Genomic DNA, 17,004 nt, shown 5'->3' with positions numbered 1-17,004 from the left:
ATTAAGTCTCTCGCTTATTTTCAGCGAGAGACTTGTTATTCTTACCTAGCGGACATTCATTTCATTCGGGTCTGCATTATGACGCTCACCGCGGTCAAGTGCAGCAATTTTATCCATATCAACGTCACTCAGTTCAAAATCAAAAACAGCCAAATTTTCTTCCATTCGTGACGCGGTAACGGTTTTGGGAATCACTATAACATCTGTTTGAAGATGCCAACGAAGGATGACCTGAGCTGGAGTTTTTCCGTGTTGCTCCGCTATTTCCTTAATAACAGGATCCTCAAGCACTTTCGTTCCGTTCATTAATGGGCTATAGGCCTCTAAATAAATCCCATGTTCTTTACAGAATTTCTTCAATTCTTTTTGCTGCAAATACGGATGGCATTCTACCTGATTTACAGAGGGCTTAATTTCACACTCCTTCATAATTCGCTCAAGATGCTCGATCTCAAAGTTACATACACCAATCGCTTTCGTACGTCCATCTTTATAAAGTTTTTCCAAAGCTTTATATGTTTCTACATACGAGTCATATTGGGGAGTTGGCCAATGAATTAAATATAGATCAACATAATCAAGTCCCAATTTTTCAAGACTTTCATCAAATGCTTTTAAGGTACTCTCATAGCCTTGATCGCTGTTCCAAACTTTTGTTGTGATAAATAATTCCTCACGGGAAACGTCACATTTGGCCAGTGCTTCCCCTACACCAACTTCATTTCCGTAAATTTTTGCTGTATCAATCAAGCGATAACCCGTTTCAAGTGCTTGTACGACAGCCTTCTCTGCCTCTTCATTTGGCACCTTCCAAACACCTAGTCCGAGTTGTGGCACACGAATTCCGTTATTTAACGTTATGTAATTCATGAAATCGCTCCTTTTCTCTAAATTTCATATTTAGTCTATCACAGGCTTGAGGAATTTTGAATTTTTCAATATACACAATCCCGCTTTATAAAAGGAAATTTGTGTACAAATATCCTGTTCATTGATATACTGAGAGTAGAAAATTCATACATTATGATCATAAATGGAATGGTTACAATAAGATAAGACCCCAGTCAGAGGGGCTAAGCACAGTTGGGTTAAAATGATCCCTCAGGGCCTGCTAAAGTCAATGAGGGATCGTTTTTTAATTCGTTCGAACATAATGAACGCGATATCATGCAATAGAATCATCTTGCCTAAAAGTGTTTTCTATCTCTACAGGCAACCTCCCCCTCCATAGGAAATTCCTTCACTTGGAAGGTAAATAACGCTGCCCCTTCTCATGCGAAGTGGGTCAAATACATCATACGCTTACATATATTTTCGACTGACAAGCGTAAATTTATAAAAATGAACCAAAATAATATAAGGTTTGCTATTTTGAAATACTTTATAGAACATTTAAGTGCCATATAGTAGTAGAATAGAGTCAAGATATAATATTAGGATTGAAAAGGAGATATTTCGTTGAGTACTGGAGCCGTATTACAAAAAGAAGCGATGCATATACTAAAATTGACAAGTAGAACTTTCTATATCCCCATTAAATTGTTGAACCCATTGTTAAGAAAGACTGTTGGATCTGCTTATTTATGCATGCGTGCCATTGATGAAATTGAGGATCATGAAAATTTATCCTCTCATACGAAACAACATCTGCTTCGATCAACGAGTAAGCTTTTAGAATCTGATTTCGATAACACGGCTTATCTACAGCTTCTAAAGCCATATCAAGAGCTTTTACCAGAAGTGACGTTAAGATTGAACGATTGGCTTGCTGTATGCCCTGCTGAAATTATCGGAAAAGTTAAAGAGTCGACAAGTATTATGGCAGAGGGTATGGCAAGATGGGTAGAAAAGGATTGGAAGGTTAAAACTAAAGAGGATCTGGATGAGTATACTTACTATGTAGCTGGTTTAGTCGGAGTCATGCTTTCGGATATTTGGGAATGGTATGACGGGACAAAAACAGATCGCGAATTGGCCATTGGATATGGACGAGGCTTGCAAGCTGTCAACATGCTTCGTAACCAAGATGAAGATGCTGACCGTGGTGTTCACTTTATTCCTGATGGGTGGAAGCGTCAAGATATGTTCGAATATGCAACCAAGAATTTAAAAATGGCGGATGAATATATCAAATCCATCGATACAAAAAACATTATATTATTTTGTAAAATTCCTTTAGCACTAGCTAACAAGACACTAAAAGCATTAAGCAGTGGAAAAGAAAAAATGGGACGTTCAGAAGTTGAATCCACTGTAAAAGAGATATTGGAAGAAGAATAAATGGAATTCTGATAAGAATCTTATTGTAAACTTTGGTCCAATTTCCTCTCAATAAGAAAAATAACATTGTTCACAAATTGATTCTTTATGGTATACTATAGGTATAAATTCATATATTATAGAAAACCGTCCCATGCGCCAACATGGAACGGTTCACAATAAGACCAAACCCCATCAAGAGGGGTTAGGCACAAGTGAGACGGTGATCCCTCAAGTACCTGCTAAAGTCAATGAGGGGTCATTTTTTATTTTTATCGGACATGATATGAGCGATTAACATTCCAAATGAAATCATCAATGTTAATACAACTTCCACATCCATGGGCGACACCTCCCTTCATAGGTGTAATCCTTGAAGGTACAAACGATGTGCCTAACCCCCTCATCAGAAGCCGGTCTATTGTATTTTTATTATAACACACAGGATCATATGTTCCTATACAAAATTATAGAAACTTTTAAATTCTTCTTTCCCTCTACTTCAATTGTAAAATCTTCATGATAGATTTCCCATAATAGTAATGGTTTGTCCATCCATAAGCATATGATTCATTAATAATGATTTCCGTCAAGGGAGTGACTTTATTGATTGATCATATGTTCTCTTTTAAAATCATGAGGTACGTAGTCGCATATGTCTTTATTGTTTCCGGATTAATGAAATTATTAGATACAGGGCTAGGTAACTTTTTTGTCAGCTTAGGACTCCCGTTTCCCACCTTTCTGTTATATGCCGTTGCATTAACAGAAATTATTTGTGGCATATTCATAATCTTAAATATTAAAGTAAAATTAGCCTCTATCCCGTTATTAGCAATCATGATTGGTGCTATAGTCATTACCAAACTTCCCACTCTTTCGGTAAATGTCATGAAGTTTCTTTTTGATGCACGACTGGATATTGTTATGTTGGCTATACTCATTATGCTTTATAGGCAAGCTCCAAATAAATAAGTAATATCCCACTCTACTTAGCAGGAGTGGGATATTCTATCTCTCGAAGTAAGCGGTGCCGTTTGGATAATCAACTGTTATTTTAAAATATTGAAATAATGATCCGCCTAATGCTCCCTCGACTTCTTTGTCCATCATCTGTGCCATATACCAGTGAAAGCTGGAATTATTTCTGTACGTAAACCAAACAGGGCCAACTGCGTAACCAGCAATTGTTACTTCTGGAACTTCTATAATTGGAAAATCCGTATCTTCTTCCGCGTTCTCTATGATTCGCCAGTCTGGATGATGTTCCTTCCACTGATTAAACTTATTTTCTGTAATAAAACAAGTTCCTATATGTCTGCCACCATTCTCGTTTAGGTGTATAAATCCATTTTCAGAAAGTCTTATAGTAGCACCTGTATCAAAGAGAAAATCAAGAATTTCACCATCAACAGAAGCTTGAATACGCGGAAAATGATTTGTCTGATTACCTTTATCATCTTTTTGAAACCAAAGTTTTACGCTATGAGTTTGATCCATATGTGTATAATCCAAAAGTTCATGGTAAAGCATTTCTTTCTTTAAATAGTCAAAAGTCCAAATTCGATTTCCAAACCAGGCTTGTCCTAGTAACCCGTCTACCTCTTGTAAAAAACCTGCTTCCCCAACAAAATCCCCAGAAAATACTCTCATTTTTTTATATTGACCAGATAGAGGTGGAATCCATCTACTTTCTATAAATTCCGGTAAATCTACTGCTTGGATTTCCTTACTATCAATGATCTCGATACTTATAGGCAGGTTAGCTCTTTGGGTGGCATCTAAGCTTAAAATAAGCCCACCGCCAGTGTCTGTTAAAATATTTAATGTCTCGCCATTTTTTGTCACAGGTTGAACAATAATTCGATTATCAACAAAATCAACCGGCAAAGTCTTAGACTCTTTTAATAATTTCATTTTTTCACTCCCTTTCTACTATAATACTAAATAGGAATCTAATTGTTAAGTTGTTACCAAAATAATCAGATAACGAGGGTGTTGCAGTGAAATCTTCCAGAAAGCTATTATTCTATATTGTTACGATGATGTATTGGTTTTCCATGTATACATATGTCCCGATTCTTTCCCCTTATGTTGAACATCTTGGTGGATCTGTTTTTATGATTGGCTTAGTTGTGGCAAGCTATGGCTTTACGCAAATGCTTGTCCGAATCCCCTTAGGAATTTGGTCAGATCGAATTGGAAGACGGAAATTGTTTATTATTGCAGGAATTGCTTGTGCAGTGTTAAGTAGTGTTGGGCTAGCATTGACGACAAATGTATGGGTAATTTTCGGCTTCCGCTCGCTTGCAGGAGTCGCGGCAGCGAGTTGGGTCGCTTTTACAGTTTTATTTGCCAGTTATTTTGAACCTGACGAGGCTCCAAAAGCAATGGGCATTATTAGTTTTTATACAAGTCTTGGTCAAATGACGGCGACAACGGTTGGTGGATTTTTAGCTGAGTATATAAGTTGGAGTGCTCCTTTTTACTTAGGTGCCTTCGTAGGTTTACTAGGATTAATCTTGGCATTACAACTCGTTGAAAAACCAGCTGATGTAAAAAAGAAGCCTGTTGAAGTAAAAGAGCTTATAAAAATGGGTGGAGAAAAACTACTTTTATCTGTCTCCTTACTTGCTATTGTTGTCCAATGTATTACATTTACAACGATGTTTGGATTTACACCATTACATGCTACGAGTATAGGAGCCTCGAATGCTGATTTAAGTGTGCTAACTTTGTTATCCACTCTTCCAAACGCAATTGCAGGATATTTGAGTGGAAGTGTCTTTGTCAAAAGGTTTGGTGAAAGATATACCGTTTTAATTGGTTTCGTTGTAGCTGCTATTTGTACCGTCCTTTTGCCCTTTACGACAAGCCTTACTGTACTAATCATCACCCAGGCTTTTAATGGTTTTGCTCAAGGTTTAATGATGCCGGTTTTAATGGGGCTTGCGATTCAATCGGTTAATGAAGAAAGAAGAGCTTCTGCTATGGGTTTTTTCCAAGCGCTTTATTCACTCGGCATGTTTGGAGGACCCTTTATTGCGGGCTGGATCGGGGAATATGTAGGCCTTTCGGGTGGATTTATGGTGATTGGTGCGCTTAGCTTTGTTGGAGCCTTATTAGCTTACCTTTGGATGCCAAAACGAAAAGTAAAGAATGCGTTAGATACCTAGGGAAGGTTGGAGACTACCTTCCCTTTTGAATACTCTATTCATTTGATTTTTTCCATTCATGTTCCAAAATACTATAAAGGAAGGAATCTCGCCAACCATCTCGAATTAATTTATGTTCACGAAGCCGACCTTCCTTCGTCATCCCTACTTTCTCTAAAACTTTGGCTGAGCCAATATTACGTGGATCACATGTCGCAAAAATCCGATGCAATTCCAGCTCTTGAAAACCGAATTTAATTAACAATTGGGCTGCCTCTGTTGCGATTCCCTGACCCCAATAATCGGGATTCACAACATACCCCATTTCTCCAACTCTATTAGAGATATCATCAATTGCCAATTCGCCCGCCCCAACTAATTTCCCACTAAACTCAATAGCAAGAGTATGTCTAGTTCTTGGATATTGTTCAGCATTCGCTAGTACTTCCTGGATAAAGCCCTTTGAATCTTCTTCACTATTCGGGCCCCACGGTTGGTATTGGCAAACTTGGTCTTGTGAGGCATATTGATGGACAGCCATCCAGTCTTCTTTGTTGAATTCTCTTAAGGATACTTTCTCGTTGAAAAGGAATACTTTTTTGACAGCTATATCGTTCACTCCCTTATCTAGTTCAAACTAAGCTACTCTTTGATTGCATCTAGTATTAAAGAAGGACAAAGCAATTGATCCCCTTGATTTCTTGGATCATACTGTTTTGATCGAAAAATCACCCCATCCTTTCCATACCACTTGCTAAAATGAAAGAGTCCTTCCTCATCACAAAATTCAAGTAACTTTACTTGATATCCAGCAGATTCAAATAAATTAGTCAAAGTTTTATAATTGTAAACTATTTTATGACTAGCTGCTGGATGATCTTTCGGACCTGGTCCTCCAACTTTTACAGTATTTTGATAGTTTTCATCCGGAAAAAAGCCATCTGGTACCGCACAGCGAATATATCCGGATGGTTTCAAGTATTTATAGCATAGCCTCGCAGCTGCTAACCCCTCTTCCCATGTTAGATGTTCCCAAACATGCTCCACTAAAATGGCTGTCACTGAGTTTGGCGCAAATCGATTCGACCATGTATTTTCATCAAGCAAATTTAATTCATCTTCCTGAGTATGGATCCAACCAGGATTATTATTATATTCTCCCGCTCCTATAACAACCTTTATATCTGTTTGCATTGATCTTCTCACCTCAATTGAACTGTATCTCGTAATATTTGTATATTTTCCACTAGAAATTCTTTATTTTTTTCAATACCACGTTTTTTGCACCAAGCAACTCCGCTAAATGCATGATAAAAAGAATAAAAGGGGAGAAAGGTTTCCAAATTTGGTACAGGCCGAATACTTTTATAGCCATTTAGAAACTCTTTCCTCATCTCTGGCATTATATCCCATACATATTGTTTGATCTTAGTGAAATCCATTTCAGAGGATCCCCCATTCGCGCTTTCAAAATCAATAAGTCCTAATAAGGACAATTCATTATCTACAAGAATATTACCAGGACGAAAATCCATGTGAACAACACATGGACCATCTACTTCCCGACAGTTAGATAAAACATCATGGGAGTAATTCATGCATTGTCGGAATAAATCTTTTTCCAATATTGCCTCGCATATCGGTTTGATGTTGTCTATTTTTTGGCGAATATCTCCCCACCAATTATTATCCTCCACACATTGAAAGCCTTCCTTCGTGTCATGCCCAAAGCCAGGCATTTTTACAGAATGTAACTTCGCTAATAGATCTCCCATTTCATAGGCTAGTTTTTTATTAATCTCATTTTGAATAGGTAGGCCAGGGATATAGGATAGAAGAAGAGCTCCAGTAATACGCTCATCTCCTTCCCAAAAATCAAGTAATTTTGGTACTGGAAGAACCGCTTGCAATCGTTCTAACATCGCCCGTTCTCGATATAATTTGTTTTTGTTATATGGTATTTTCAAAATAACTGTTTCTTCATTTTTGAGAAGAATTTTGTAGACTTCAGAGCTAAAGGAATCTGGAACATTATCAATTTGTTTTACTTGTAGGTTCAATTTTTCAATTACGGTGTAAGCATTTTTCATAAAACACGCTCCTTTTGAAAACTGAAGGATCATCTTCTGGAAAAACTTTTCCTTTAGTATAAAAGGGATTCAAATATCCGGGATGGATTTTTTTCCTGTCGAATGGATTTATTTCTCCGCGAATGGGGTTAATTTTCCCCGAACGGGTTTATTTCTCTGCGAACGAGTTTAAATCCTCCCGAACGGGTTTATTTCTCTGCGAACTGGGTCAAATCATGTATCATTTGTTGTTTACAGCTTTCACTATTAAAAAATGCGGGTTGCTCATTAACTTTTCATATTTCTCGGGGGATTTCCTTTTAAATACCGTTGTCGGTTGAGGTTCCGTTATTTTTTCAATCGTAAAATAAGCAAGCGTATCGTTTATAACAGATTGAAGAGGTCTCCTATAAAAAGGAACTTCAACTTTTTGGCCATTTTTATTCCATTGGTCAATGATAAGTTCAGTCAAGTAGTATTCTCCATTTTGAGATAACTGGATGTCCATGAATGGGTGGTGAACAGAAAACAATAGAAATCCTGAAGGCTTAAGTATCCTTTGAAATTCAGCAAAGGTTTTTCGCCAATCTTCAAGATAATGAAGTGCTAATGAACTTAAAATAATATCAAACGAATTGTCTGTAAACGGCAAGTCCACACTTAGATCGAGACACCTCACCTCTACCTTTGATCCTACACGTCTCTTTGCAGCTTCGACCATTTTAGGACTTAGATCGGTTGCAACTACTTTTGCCCCACGACCAACCAATTCATTCGTATACCACCCGGCTGCACATCCAGCATCCAACACCTGCATGTTATTTAGATTGTTTGGTAGACACTTTAGCATAGCAGGCCTTTCCAGCTCCGTATTAAACAAGCTTGCTGTATCAACACTATGTTCATATATTTCTGCAAGTTGATTAAATGCAGCTTCTATCCTATTTTTCATTCGGGCACCTCACCTTTATTGTACATCTTGAAGTCTTTGTCCTATTAAACTATTTACTTTATTACATTTTATGTAACTCTAACCCTTACTATCCAAAGTATTTTTAAAGACGTAGCTCACTTTCTCATATTCCATTTTCTCTTCATAAAATCGGTGGGCATCCATTCTTTGCAATCCTGATGACAAGGCCACACTTTCATAACCGTTTTCTTGCGCCCATTGATGAACAAAATTTAACAATTTCTCACCGAACCCTCTCGACCGTTGAACTTGATCCGTTACTAAATCACAGACCCAAACGAAACGCCCATAATACAATGTAATCATTGGTTTAAAGCCGGTAACAGCAACTATTTTTCCCTCTTCGTATAATCCAAACATTTTGTAGTGATCATTTTTTTGAGCATCTAAAACCAGATCCAAATACGCAGTATCATCAAGATGTGTTCTTAATTGCTTCATGACTGGAAATGCATTCAAAATTTCGCTTTTTGAATAAAGCTCTTTAATTATGTAGTCTTTCATCTTACGGCCCCTTAATTTAGATTCAAAAAATCGTCTACTTATGAAACACAGTTAAAAACTCCTGATCGTCGTAAACATCGGCAAACTCTGGTTGATTTAAAAACATTTGCTTATATCTTCCGCGTAACCCTCCATTCCAAGTTACGTCGTGTTCAGCCATTCTCAAATGATGCAATGTTTTTTCTTTATCTTTTTCTTGAGCCCAAAGGCAAACCGCATAAAAAAAGTGATTAACACCGCTTCCAGTATTTTCAACAGCAAACCGATATAGTTTAAGCGCATCTTGATATCGATTGGCCCACATGAAGCATGTTCCCAGTTCATGAGCTTTGCTAGATAGCTCTAATACATTCCCTTCCTTATCTGCTGTTTGATAAAGTTTAATCTGCTGTTCCAGTTCGGCCAGGGATTTTAATGCAATTGCATCGTATTTTTCCCAATCCTTAAGAACGCGATAAACCTCCAGCTGATAAGATCGAATTCGCGTTGAAAATTCATTATAACGTGACCAACTTGGATCTTCTTGGAGGATCTCATCATATCTTGCAATTTCTTTAAGTGCATTCTCTGCCTCTAATAGATTAAAAATATAAAGACCTGCTGCTGTTTCTACTAGTAAGATTCGTTCTAAACGATTCTCTTCGGTTCGCTTTACTTTATTCATAACTTCTTCATACATGGAAAACCACTCATCTTGTAATCCTTCTTCAACCCACCCAACACCTTGAGTACTATCATAGATTACCTTTAGCCAATAATCATGAGACATATTTTCCATTGTCCAATCCAAAAAACTTCGTTGTTCTTTAATCATTTCTTTATATCTTTTCAATAAAGCCAGATTGTCAACTAACTCCCATCTGGCCCAAAATTGATTTTCTAGAGGATCATCCTTACGGGAAACTAAATAGCATTTCATTACTTCGACTATTCTATTTAAGCCTTGATCTCCTAATAAACCATATATTTTATGCGCCATTCGAACACTTTCGATTGAAAAAGAAGATTCCCTCATTTCTATATCAACATGTTCAGCTGCCTGCTCTAACATTACATTATCATTAGAAGTTGGGTCTTCCTGATGTTTTTGCAAAAAGTTTTCCAGTAATTCAAGCGCACCCTGCATGACATCACTCCTCATTTAATTTTAATAGAAGAATCCTTATTTGAAACCCCTCTCTTTTAGATAAAACAAAACGCCTGCCCGATCAACATCTGAAAATTGCAGAGGATCACTCGTATATAATCGATTGAGGTCATCCACTTTAATCCATTGAATATCCTTTGTCCCATCTCCTTCAGTAACTAATTCACCTTCTGCTCTACATCTAAAATAAAAGCCAGTTGAATCTATCGGTCCTTTTACTGTCTGATAAACTGCGAATGGTTTTATGCATTCTACAACAAAACTAGGATTAATTCCCTCTGTATGAACTCGTGTTTGTTCTCCTTCAATTTCTACTATATCTAACCCTGTTTCTTCTTTAACCTCTCTTCTCAATGCATCAATAATAGACTCATATTTTTCTATCTGTCCACCTGGCAATTCTAAACTTAAAGGTTCATTAGGTTTATTTCTAGTCTGGAGTAAAACAAATAAGACGTCATCCTCAACCTTCTCTATAATTGCCCGTGCATTAACAAAAAACATCGTATTCCGCTCCATTCCCTTAACTTTCTTCATGATTTAAACGAACTTTCCAACCTCCACAATTCATCACCAAGGCTTTCGTTGATGGTCTTCGCCCTCTTTTCTATTGTTTGCGGGAGTGTCGATTCACTAAAAAATTCTAATTTAAGGCTTTCACCATCTTCCATCTCTATTTTACCGCTTACATTTTTAGCATGATACAATGCAATTACACAAAACGTCTCATCACCATTTGGATAGCGAAAATAATACTCAGTGCCAGAGAAGATATCGATTAATTCGAAGGAAGCCGCTTCAAGTCCAGTTTCTTCCTTTAATTCGCGGGATGCGACCTGTTCCATTGATTCACCAAGTTCCATTGATCCTCCTGGAAACCCCCAGTCTAACGTGTCAGAACGATATTGAAAAAGTACTTCTCGTAGATCATTTACAACGAGAACAGTCGCTCCTGGTGTTATAACAGGCCTACTTCCAATTTCTATTCGCAAGTCGGATAGATATCCCATATAAACACACCCTTATTATCATTTAGCTTCCTTTTTATCATTTCACTATCCAGCGATCCGCATCTCCAGGTTTTATATGAAATAATGTATTCCTAACAGTAACTATATACTGACTGCCTTTCTCAGCTGAAAATTGTTTGTTTTTTTCATAAAGCCAAAAATTCAAATAAAGAGATGCCCCAAGAATTACAGTTAGAATGATAATGCTAATTTTATACTTTTTCATTTATGTTTCCCCATAGAAAAACCAGCAAATAGCGAGCCTCCAAAAGGCTCTAGAACCTCTTCAACGATTCGAATAATTAATTCTTTATTATTTTCTTTATAATAGGTATCGAATGCATTGATGAAAGACATAGCAAAATCCTCATCATAATTTTTTAATGCTCGCAATACCCATTTAGATGATCCGGTCCATTTTCGATTCGTCCGTAAAACAAATTCGCTCGTAGCTTCAGCAAGTGTATTAGCAATTAATATCCCTTCTTCTCTATTTATGCATCCCTTAAAATCATCCAATGCATCTGTCAAAAAATATCGTTTCACTTTAATCGATTCTGCTGACCATTCTTCTGGGCCTTTTTCTAGAAGGTCCTTCGCTTCCTTCTTTATCTCCTTTAATCTATCATCGTGCTTTAATATAATTCCTTCAGATACCATTTTCGGCATTGCTGGTTTGGCTCGTTTGCAATCGCTCTCAAAATATTCTTTATAAGAAGAAAAATTGTGGACAAAGCATTCAATATACCAGCCAAACTGAATGAAAGACTCGCGATAGGATGAACGAAGATTTTGATCAAAAATAACAATATCAAGATCTGACGTATCAGTTGCCTCTCCCCTAACAACACTTCCCGCTAGTAATGCAGCCTGACAATTAGGAAAATATTGGTTGATAAATAGATTTGCAGCATCCAATGGACTCGGTCTTTTACCATCTACCATCCCTTTCACCCCTTACTTTCTTTAATAAAGCAATAACGATCCAGTTTAGATATTTCCATATCGTTAGATCAAGTTCTTTTCAAGGATAATTTTAGGCTCACCATAATCATCAGTATATGTACCAATAATATCAAACCCATTTTTAATATTTAAAATCAACATTCTCCGCCACTTGTTTTTTGTTTTTGTCTGTACAACCTTATATCCGTTTTGTACCAAACATTGATGCTGTATTTCCATTAACTTCGTTGCGACTCCATAATTTCGATAGTTTTCGTCTACACCGCCAAGCCAGCTGTAAAATTTCTTTGAGTTCAATTCATACCCAATCTTATACCCGATTACTTGCTTTCCTTGCATGGCGAGAACAAATAACAAGCCATACCTTTTTCCAATGTCTTCAAGAAGACCTTTAGATTGATTAAAAATCCTTTCATGCAGAAGTAATATCTCTGAAAGAATAATAGAATCTGGCACAGTGTCGATAGTCTCATATGTAATTTGCAATCTTAATCACCTTTCTATTTCATTCTTGCTTACTTCAACAAATTCGAGCTATTCCCCTTCAAGTTTACCGAAAAAACTATCTAATAATGTGTAATCACAGTCTTTTCCGTAACTTCTCTTAAGGCTGATTTTCAAATTCCTACTAGTCAGCTCAAAGTCAAATAACCTGAGACAATGAAAGACAACTAGCGCCTTTCATTGTCTCAGGTTAATGACCTTTTGGGTCTCACTTATATGCCATTCCTCGCAGGGTCTACGTATACTTCCTCCACTTAAGTATTTCAATGTTCGCACTAGGAGGGAGTTTTTATTAACGAAGTCCAATCTCAAACAAAATGGACATCATTCAAAATTGCCTTTCCGCCTTTTAAAACGTTATAAGTTAATTTATCCATCTTTGCGCCTGTAAAATCGGCGTTTGTTACATCTGAAAAACGGAATTGAACGTGCAGGATTGTCGCATTGCGAAAAGATGTCTTTTTCAAGGAAGTATATGAAAAAATTGTTTCTTTCAATGTTTCACCATCAAATTTAAAATTGGATAGATCACAACTTTTAAAATGCGTTTGATAATAATTGTTATTTTTAAAAACAACGTTTTTCAAATGCGCACTACCAAAGGAAACACCTGTTAAGTTCACGTCTTCAAAAATGCAGTTTTGCAAATTACTGCTGTGGAAAGTACTGTTACTTAAGTCAGAGTGACTAAAATCGCTGTCCCTCAGATCACTATGGTTAAATTTTCCATTGTGAACAGAAACTGAACGAAAATCAGAGCCTCGTAATATTTTCATAGATAAATCAGCAAATTTCATTCCACTATGATCATTATCATCCAAACGGATGGAATCAATTAATTCATCAACATCTCCAATCGAATCTACTGTAAGTTGATATGCTTCTTCCTCACTGTACCCTTTCTGTTTAAAATCTCGAAATTTATCGGTTAAATTTTGCAAAAGCTCCTCTTCTAACTCTTGGGCAGAACTCGAATTTTTATATGGTGCAAAAATGTTCTGAACACGTGTCATTAACTGATCCATCATACAATCAAATCTCCCTTCCTATAACAAGCGTTCAAGAATTTGCTTCGCTTGTACCCAGTTTTCCTTATTTTTCCGGTATGTCTCTTCTCCAATCGACGTAATCTTATAGTATTTCCGTCTTCCTCCTTGTGAAGAATCTCCCCAATAGGAGCGAATATTTCCTTCTTTCTCAAGCCGCTTCAAACTGGAGTACATAGTGGCTTCTTTTAATTCAAATTGATCGCCGGATTGAGAAAAAATTAGTTTACTTATTTCATAACCATATTTATCACCGCTTAAGAGTAGTTTAAGAATCATCGTATCCGCATGGCCTCTAAGCAGATCCGAGGTCAATTTTGCTTGTGTCAACTTCCTCACCGCCTTGAGTATAATATAAAATATATTACTATGCCTGTCAAGGTAATGTTTCAAGTATAACACCTGTCTAAAAAAAATCGGCATAAGCCGATTAAATTGGTAACTCCTTATGTTTTTTCTCTTTATCCGTACATCTTCTTCAAAAAAGTGATTGATTCCTTGATCAATTCTCTAAGTACCTCTACGTCAATATCTGCCACTTTACTAATGTACACACATGCCTTTCCAGAAGTGTGTTTACCGAATTTTTTTAATATCTCATCTCGTTTCGTATCACCTGTTGCAAAATATAAGCTGATTTTCGCTTTTCTAGGAGAAAAACCGACAAGCGGGGCATCCCCTTCATGACCGGATTCATATTTATAATGATAAGACCCAAACCCAATAATACTCGGTCCCCACATTTTTGCCTCATAACCTGATGTTTCAGTAAATATATCAAGCAATTTATAAGCGTCTTCGCGTTTTTTCGGACTATCGACACTTTCAATGAATTCAATAACACTTTCATCATTTTCTTTTGTCTTCAGTTCATACATCTTCTAACACATCCATCTTATGATTTATATTAATATATTTCCGTTCAATTCTGAGCAGCTTTTCAGTCCGTGGCAAATAGCGGATAAAATAAGTCTCTCCTTCCTCTATTTGTGAAAAACCCTTTCCTCTATAGCCCTCTTCAAAAGTTCGACCATCTGAAAAAGTATAATAGTACAAATGACCTTCGGTTGTCTTTATATAGCGAAAATCAGAAATAATGACCGTTTCTTCTTTTACATTACCGACCAAGTAAGATCTCGCATCAGCAAAATCATCGAATATATTATAACTCAAACCGATCCCAAGGCTAAATGTAATAAGCATCAATACAATGGCAGGCATGATCGTACCTTTAGGATTGACTGCTTTCTTGCTAATGATCATATACAAAGTGAAAATTAGCGTAAACAATCCCGCCAACAGGAGGATGGTTCCCCAAAAGTTAACAATAAACACGTCAAAAAGTAGAAACTTGATAAACTGGCCAAAATCTTCCAGTGCGATTAACCATTTTGAAATTAATACCATAGCCAAAAGGATAATGAAAATCGCAAAAAACCTCATTTTTTAATATTACCTCCTCTCCTCTTTAGAAGCGCTATGGGATGAAGGTAGCTGTTTGATATACGTACTTGTACTACGATTTGAAGATTGTTTTTGTTTCATTTATGATTCAATCCTACATCTAGCTTACAAAACACTTACCAATGATTTTTCATGCATTAGTAACCGCTCTACAATATTATCTGTAACATGAATCCCACTTTCTTTTAAAGACATGGCCACCGCCCCAGCAACTGGTGACATGAGTGGCTCCATGATGTTATAACGTTTATGCGAGCAGCGTTGAAGTATATCTGAAAAACGTCTACTGAAATATGGACTACGAATAACACTACCTACGAAACAAACTGGAATATCGTGATCAGTAAAGTAACTTCCTAGCAAACGGACACCTGTCTCCAAAGTACGAATCGCTTCATCACAAACTCTTACAGCTAAAGGTACTCCTTGTGAAGCAGCTACTGTTAAAATAGGAGCCATTAACCCAAATCGACGATCCATTTCCTGTTTACTTAAATGATAATCTTGTAGAGCCAGCTCTCGGAATTCAGCCATATCTTTGACTCCCCAAAACTCAAAAATCTGTTCTATAAAAGCGGTGTCTTCCAGTTCCACTTGACCTGCCAACAAATAGTGAATAGCCTGGTATGATAAAAAACGTGCAGCTGTCGGGGCATAATGTCTAAAAGTACTGTTGAAAAGAACATGCCCATTCTCGGTGTAGCCCATTACGATTGAGCCTGTTCCTGAAACAACCATGATTCCCGGTTGAAATAAAAGCGCACCAGCATGACCAACAACAGAATCATTGACAATCGTTTTTTGACATGCAAGACCTTCAATATCAAGCAAGCTATGAGCTAATGGTAAATCTTCTTCTTGTTGATAACTAGGAAGACCTGCAGTAAAGTGAACTACTTCATTTAATGAAACTTCTGCAGTCCTCAAGGCTTGTAACACCGCGTTTTGAATATTTTCCCCTGCTCGAGGATCTCGATATGGATGAGCGCTGCCCGATTCTTTATACGCCAATATATTCCCTTGCAAATCCGCAACCATGACTCTCGTAAAACTTCCGCCGCCTTCCAAGCCAATTACATATGAATTTTGCATTCGGTCTCCTCCACTTTCTCATATTTTTTGATACAAGAATACTAGGATACTTTTTAGGATTATAATAACTTGAGCATAGAAGTTAATACTAGTTAAGTAAATCTAGCTCTTATCAACCTAAAACATTCAATATCTCTTCTAATTTTTCAACAATGAATTTAGGTCGTTCTTTATCTTGAACGGGAATGCCTTTTGGATTGTATAAACAAAAATCTATTCCCGCGTTTAAGGCGCCATAATAATCATCATTAATAGAATCTCCAATATATAAAGCTTCGGTATGATCGACATTTAATTGCTTCAATGCCAAATTAAATATTTCTTTGTCTGGCTTCCAATATCGAACTTCATCTGAAACTACTAATGCATCAAAATAATGAGCAATACCACCTACAGCAAGCCTACTTCTCTGAGCTTCTCCAATACCATTTGATATAATCGCCAATTTATATTTTCCATGTAATTGAGATAAGATCTCTGGTGCATATTCTTCAAAATGATATGTATTGCAAAAGGTTCGCCAATAAGATTTTGCCAAGGTTGCCGATTCGGAGTAATCAAGATTTAACTCATTTATAGTGTCTTGAAAAGATTTCTCTAGCACTTTATAGATACTATAGTTGGACTTAACCCGATCATTCCAATGATTCATGTTAATTTTTTGATAGAGACCCCAAAATTCACTCCAATTAAATAATTTATTTTCGGTTAATCCATGCTCTTTCACTGTATTTTGCATGGAATGTAGTTCACTAGTAGAATAATTTAAAAGAGTATTGTCTAAATCGAAAATAATTGCTTTATACATTTGTGAT

The 17,004-nt window shown here is 36.7% G+C and carries 22 protein-coding genes; 3 read left to right on the top strand and 19 right to left on the bottom strand.

All coding sequences use genetic code 11. The annotated features are described in order from the left end of the window. Positions 1 to 45: 45 nt before the first annotated feature. Positions 46 to 870: an aldo/keto reductase gene (locus BN1243_RS00690; protein ID WP_062104378.1), complete on the bottom strand. Its 825-nt coding sequence runs from the start codon at positions 868 to 870 to the stop codon at positions 46 to 48. A gap of 588 nt (positions 871 to 1,458) precedes the next feature. Between BN1243_RS00690 and BN1243_RS00685 the strand changes: the two genes are divergently transcribed. Next, complete coding sequence (locus BN1243_RS00685; protein ID WP_062104377.1) at positions 1,459 to 2,280, top strand: squalene/phytoene synthase family protein; 822 nt, start codon at positions 1,459 to 1,461, stop codon at positions 2,278 to 2,280. A gap of 585 nt (positions 2,281 to 2,865) precedes the next feature. Beyond that, positions 2,866 to 3,234 carry a DoxX family protein gene (locus tag BN1243_RS00680; RefSeq protein WP_230200064.1) on the top strand — a complete coding sequence of 123 codons (369 nt, stop codon included), beginning with the start codon at positions 2,866 to 2,868 and terminating at the stop codon, positions 3,232 to 3,234. A gap of 36 nt (positions 3,235 to 3,270) precedes the next feature. Here the strand turns inward: BN1243_RS00680 and BN1243_RS00675 are convergent, their stop codons facing one another. Continuing rightward, the gene (locus BN1243_RS00675) at positions 3,271 to 4,176 is read right to left on the bottom strand and encodes a hypothetical protein (RefSeq protein WP_062104376.1); all 906 of its coding nucleotides are present in this window, start codon (positions 4,174 to 4,176) and stop codon (positions 3,271 to 3,273) included. 86 nt (positions 4,177 to 4,262) lie between these two features. Here BN1243_RS00675 and BN1243_RS00670 point away from each other — a divergent pair, with 86 nt between their 5' ends. Then, complete coding sequence (locus BN1243_RS00670; RefSeq protein ID WP_062104375.1) at positions 4,263 to 5,435, top strand: MFS transporter; 1,173 nt, start codon at positions 4,263 to 4,265, stop codon at positions 5,433 to 5,435. 34 nt (positions 5,436 to 5,469) lie between these two features. Here the strand turns inward: BN1243_RS00670 and BN1243_RS00665 are convergent, their stop codons facing one another. The 17 genes from BN1243_RS00665 to BN1243_RS00585 all read right to left on the bottom strand — a co-directional run bounded on the left by BN1243_RS00665 (position 5,470) and on the right by BN1243_RS00585 (position 16,997). After that, positions 5,470 to 6,033, bottom strand: a complete 564-nt coding sequence (locus tag BN1243_RS00665; protein WP_268258060.1) for a GNAT family N-acetyltransferase — start codon at positions 6,031 to 6,033, stop codon at positions 5,470 to 5,472. Between the two features lie 23 nt (positions 6,034 to 6,056). Beyond that, positions 6,057 to 6,608 carry a class I SAM-dependent methyltransferase gene (locus BN1243_RS00660; protein WP_062104373.1) on the bottom strand — a complete coding sequence of 184 codons (552 nt, stop codon included), beginning with the start codon at positions 6,606 to 6,608 and terminating at the stop codon, positions 6,057 to 6,059. 8 nt (positions 6,609 to 6,616) lie between these two features. Next, the gene (locus BN1243_RS00655) at positions 6,617 to 7,504 is read right to left on the bottom strand and encodes a phosphotransferase family protein (protein WP_062104372.1); all 888 of its coding nucleotides are present in this window, start codon (positions 7,502 to 7,504) and stop codon (positions 6,617 to 6,619) included. A gap of 220 nt (positions 7,505 to 7,724) precedes the next feature. Continuing rightward, positions 7,725 to 8,435 (bottom strand): class I SAM-dependent methyltransferase, encoded by a 711-nt coding sequence (locus BN1243_RS00650; RefSeq protein ID WP_062104371.1) that lies wholly within the window; start codon positions 8,433 to 8,435, stop codon positions 7,725 to 7,727. Positions 8,436 to 8,513: 78 nt separating this feature from the next. Then, positions 8,514 to 8,960 (bottom strand): GNAT family N-acetyltransferase, encoded by a 447-nt coding sequence (locus tag BN1243_RS00645; RefSeq protein WP_062104370.1) that lies wholly within the window; start codon positions 8,958 to 8,960, stop codon positions 8,514 to 8,516. Between the two features lie 34 nt (positions 8,961 to 8,994). Further along, positions 8,995 to 10,086, bottom strand: coding sequence for a hypothetical protein (locus BN1243_RS00640; RefSeq protein WP_062104369.1), 1,092 nt, complete (start codon positions 10,084 to 10,086; stop codon positions 8,995 to 8,997). 36 nt (positions 10,087 to 10,122) lie between these two features. Beyond that, entirely contained in the window at positions 10,123 to 10,644 is a 522-nt protein-coding gene (locus BN1243_RS00635; RefSeq protein WP_230200063.1) for an NUDIX hydrolase, read from the bottom strand. After that, positions 10,641 to 11,117: an NUDIX hydrolase gene (locus BN1243_RS00630; RefSeq protein ID WP_062104368.1), complete on the bottom strand. Its 477-nt coding sequence runs from the start codon at positions 11,115 to 11,117 to the stop codon at positions 10,641 to 10,643. The genes BN1243_RS00635 and BN1243_RS00630 overlap by 4 nt, the downstream gene beginning before the upstream one ends. Positions 11,118 to 11,154: 37 nt before the next feature. Then, positions 11,155 to 11,343, bottom strand: a complete 189-nt coding sequence (locus BN1243_RS00625; RefSeq protein ID WP_062104367.1) for a hypothetical protein — start codon at positions 11,341 to 11,343, stop codon at positions 11,155 to 11,157. After that, a complete protein-coding gene (locus BN1243_RS00620) occupies positions 11,340 to 12,062 on the bottom strand; it encodes a nucleotidyltransferase domain-containing protein (protein WP_062104366.1) in 723 nt (240 codons plus the stop codon). The genes BN1243_RS00625 and BN1243_RS00620 overlap by 4 nt, the downstream gene beginning before the upstream one ends. A 63-nt stretch (positions 12,063 to 12,125) precedes the next feature. Then, positions 12,126 to 12,569 (bottom strand): GNAT family protein, encoded by a 444-nt coding sequence (locus tag BN1243_RS00615; RefSeq protein WP_062104365.1) that lies wholly within the window; start codon positions 12,567 to 12,569, stop codon positions 12,126 to 12,128. A 326-nt stretch (positions 12,570 to 12,895) separates the two neighbouring features. Continuing rightward, positions 12,896 to 13,615 (bottom strand): pentapeptide repeat-containing protein, encoded by a 720-nt coding sequence (locus BN1243_RS00610; RefSeq protein WP_062104364.1) that lies wholly within the window; start codon positions 13,613 to 13,615, stop codon positions 12,896 to 12,898. Positions 13,616 to 13,633: 18 nt separating this feature from the next. Beyond that, a complete protein-coding gene (locus BN1243_RS00605; RefSeq protein WP_407638875.1) occupies positions 13,634 to 13,912 on the bottom strand; it encodes a PadR family transcriptional regulator in 279 nt (92 codons plus the stop codon). Positions 13,913 to 14,094: 182 nt separating this feature from the next. Next, the gene (locus BN1243_RS00600) at positions 14,095 to 14,511 is read right to left on the bottom strand and encodes a DUF1801 domain-containing protein (protein ID WP_062104362.1); all 417 of its coding nucleotides are present in this window, start codon (positions 14,509 to 14,511) and stop codon (positions 14,095 to 14,097) included. Continuing rightward, on the bottom strand, positions 14,504 to 15,076 hold the full coding sequence (locus BN1243_RS00595) for a TrbL/VirB6 family protein (RefSeq protein ID WP_062104361.1): 573 nt from the start codon (positions 15,074 to 15,076) through the stop codon (positions 14,504 to 14,506). Before BN1243_RS00595 ends, BN1243_RS00600 begins: the two co-directional genes overlap by 8 nt. 126 nt (positions 15,077 to 15,202) lie before the next feature. Further along, positions 15,203 to 16,189, bottom strand: a complete 987-nt coding sequence (locus tag BN1243_RS00590) for a BadF/BadG/BcrA/BcrD ATPase family protein (RefSeq protein WP_062104360.1) — start codon at positions 16,187 to 16,189, stop codon at positions 15,203 to 15,205. Positions 16,190 to 16,301: 112 nt separating this feature from the next. Beyond that, positions 16,302 to 16,997, bottom strand: a complete 696-nt coding sequence (locus BN1243_RS00585) for a YjjG family noncanonical pyrimidine nucleotidase (RefSeq protein ID WP_062104359.1) — start codon at positions 16,995 to 16,997, stop codon at positions 16,302 to 16,304. Positions 16,998 to 17,004: the final 7 nt, after the last annotated feature.

Source organism: Bacillus niameyensis (assembly GCF_001375535.1).
GTDB classification, from domain to species: Bacteria; Bacillota; Bacilli; order Bacillales; family Bacillaceae_C; genus Lederbergia; species Lederbergia niameyensis.
Note: the sequence above shows the minus strand (reverse complement) of the source record. Positions and strands in the feature narration are given on the sequence as shown.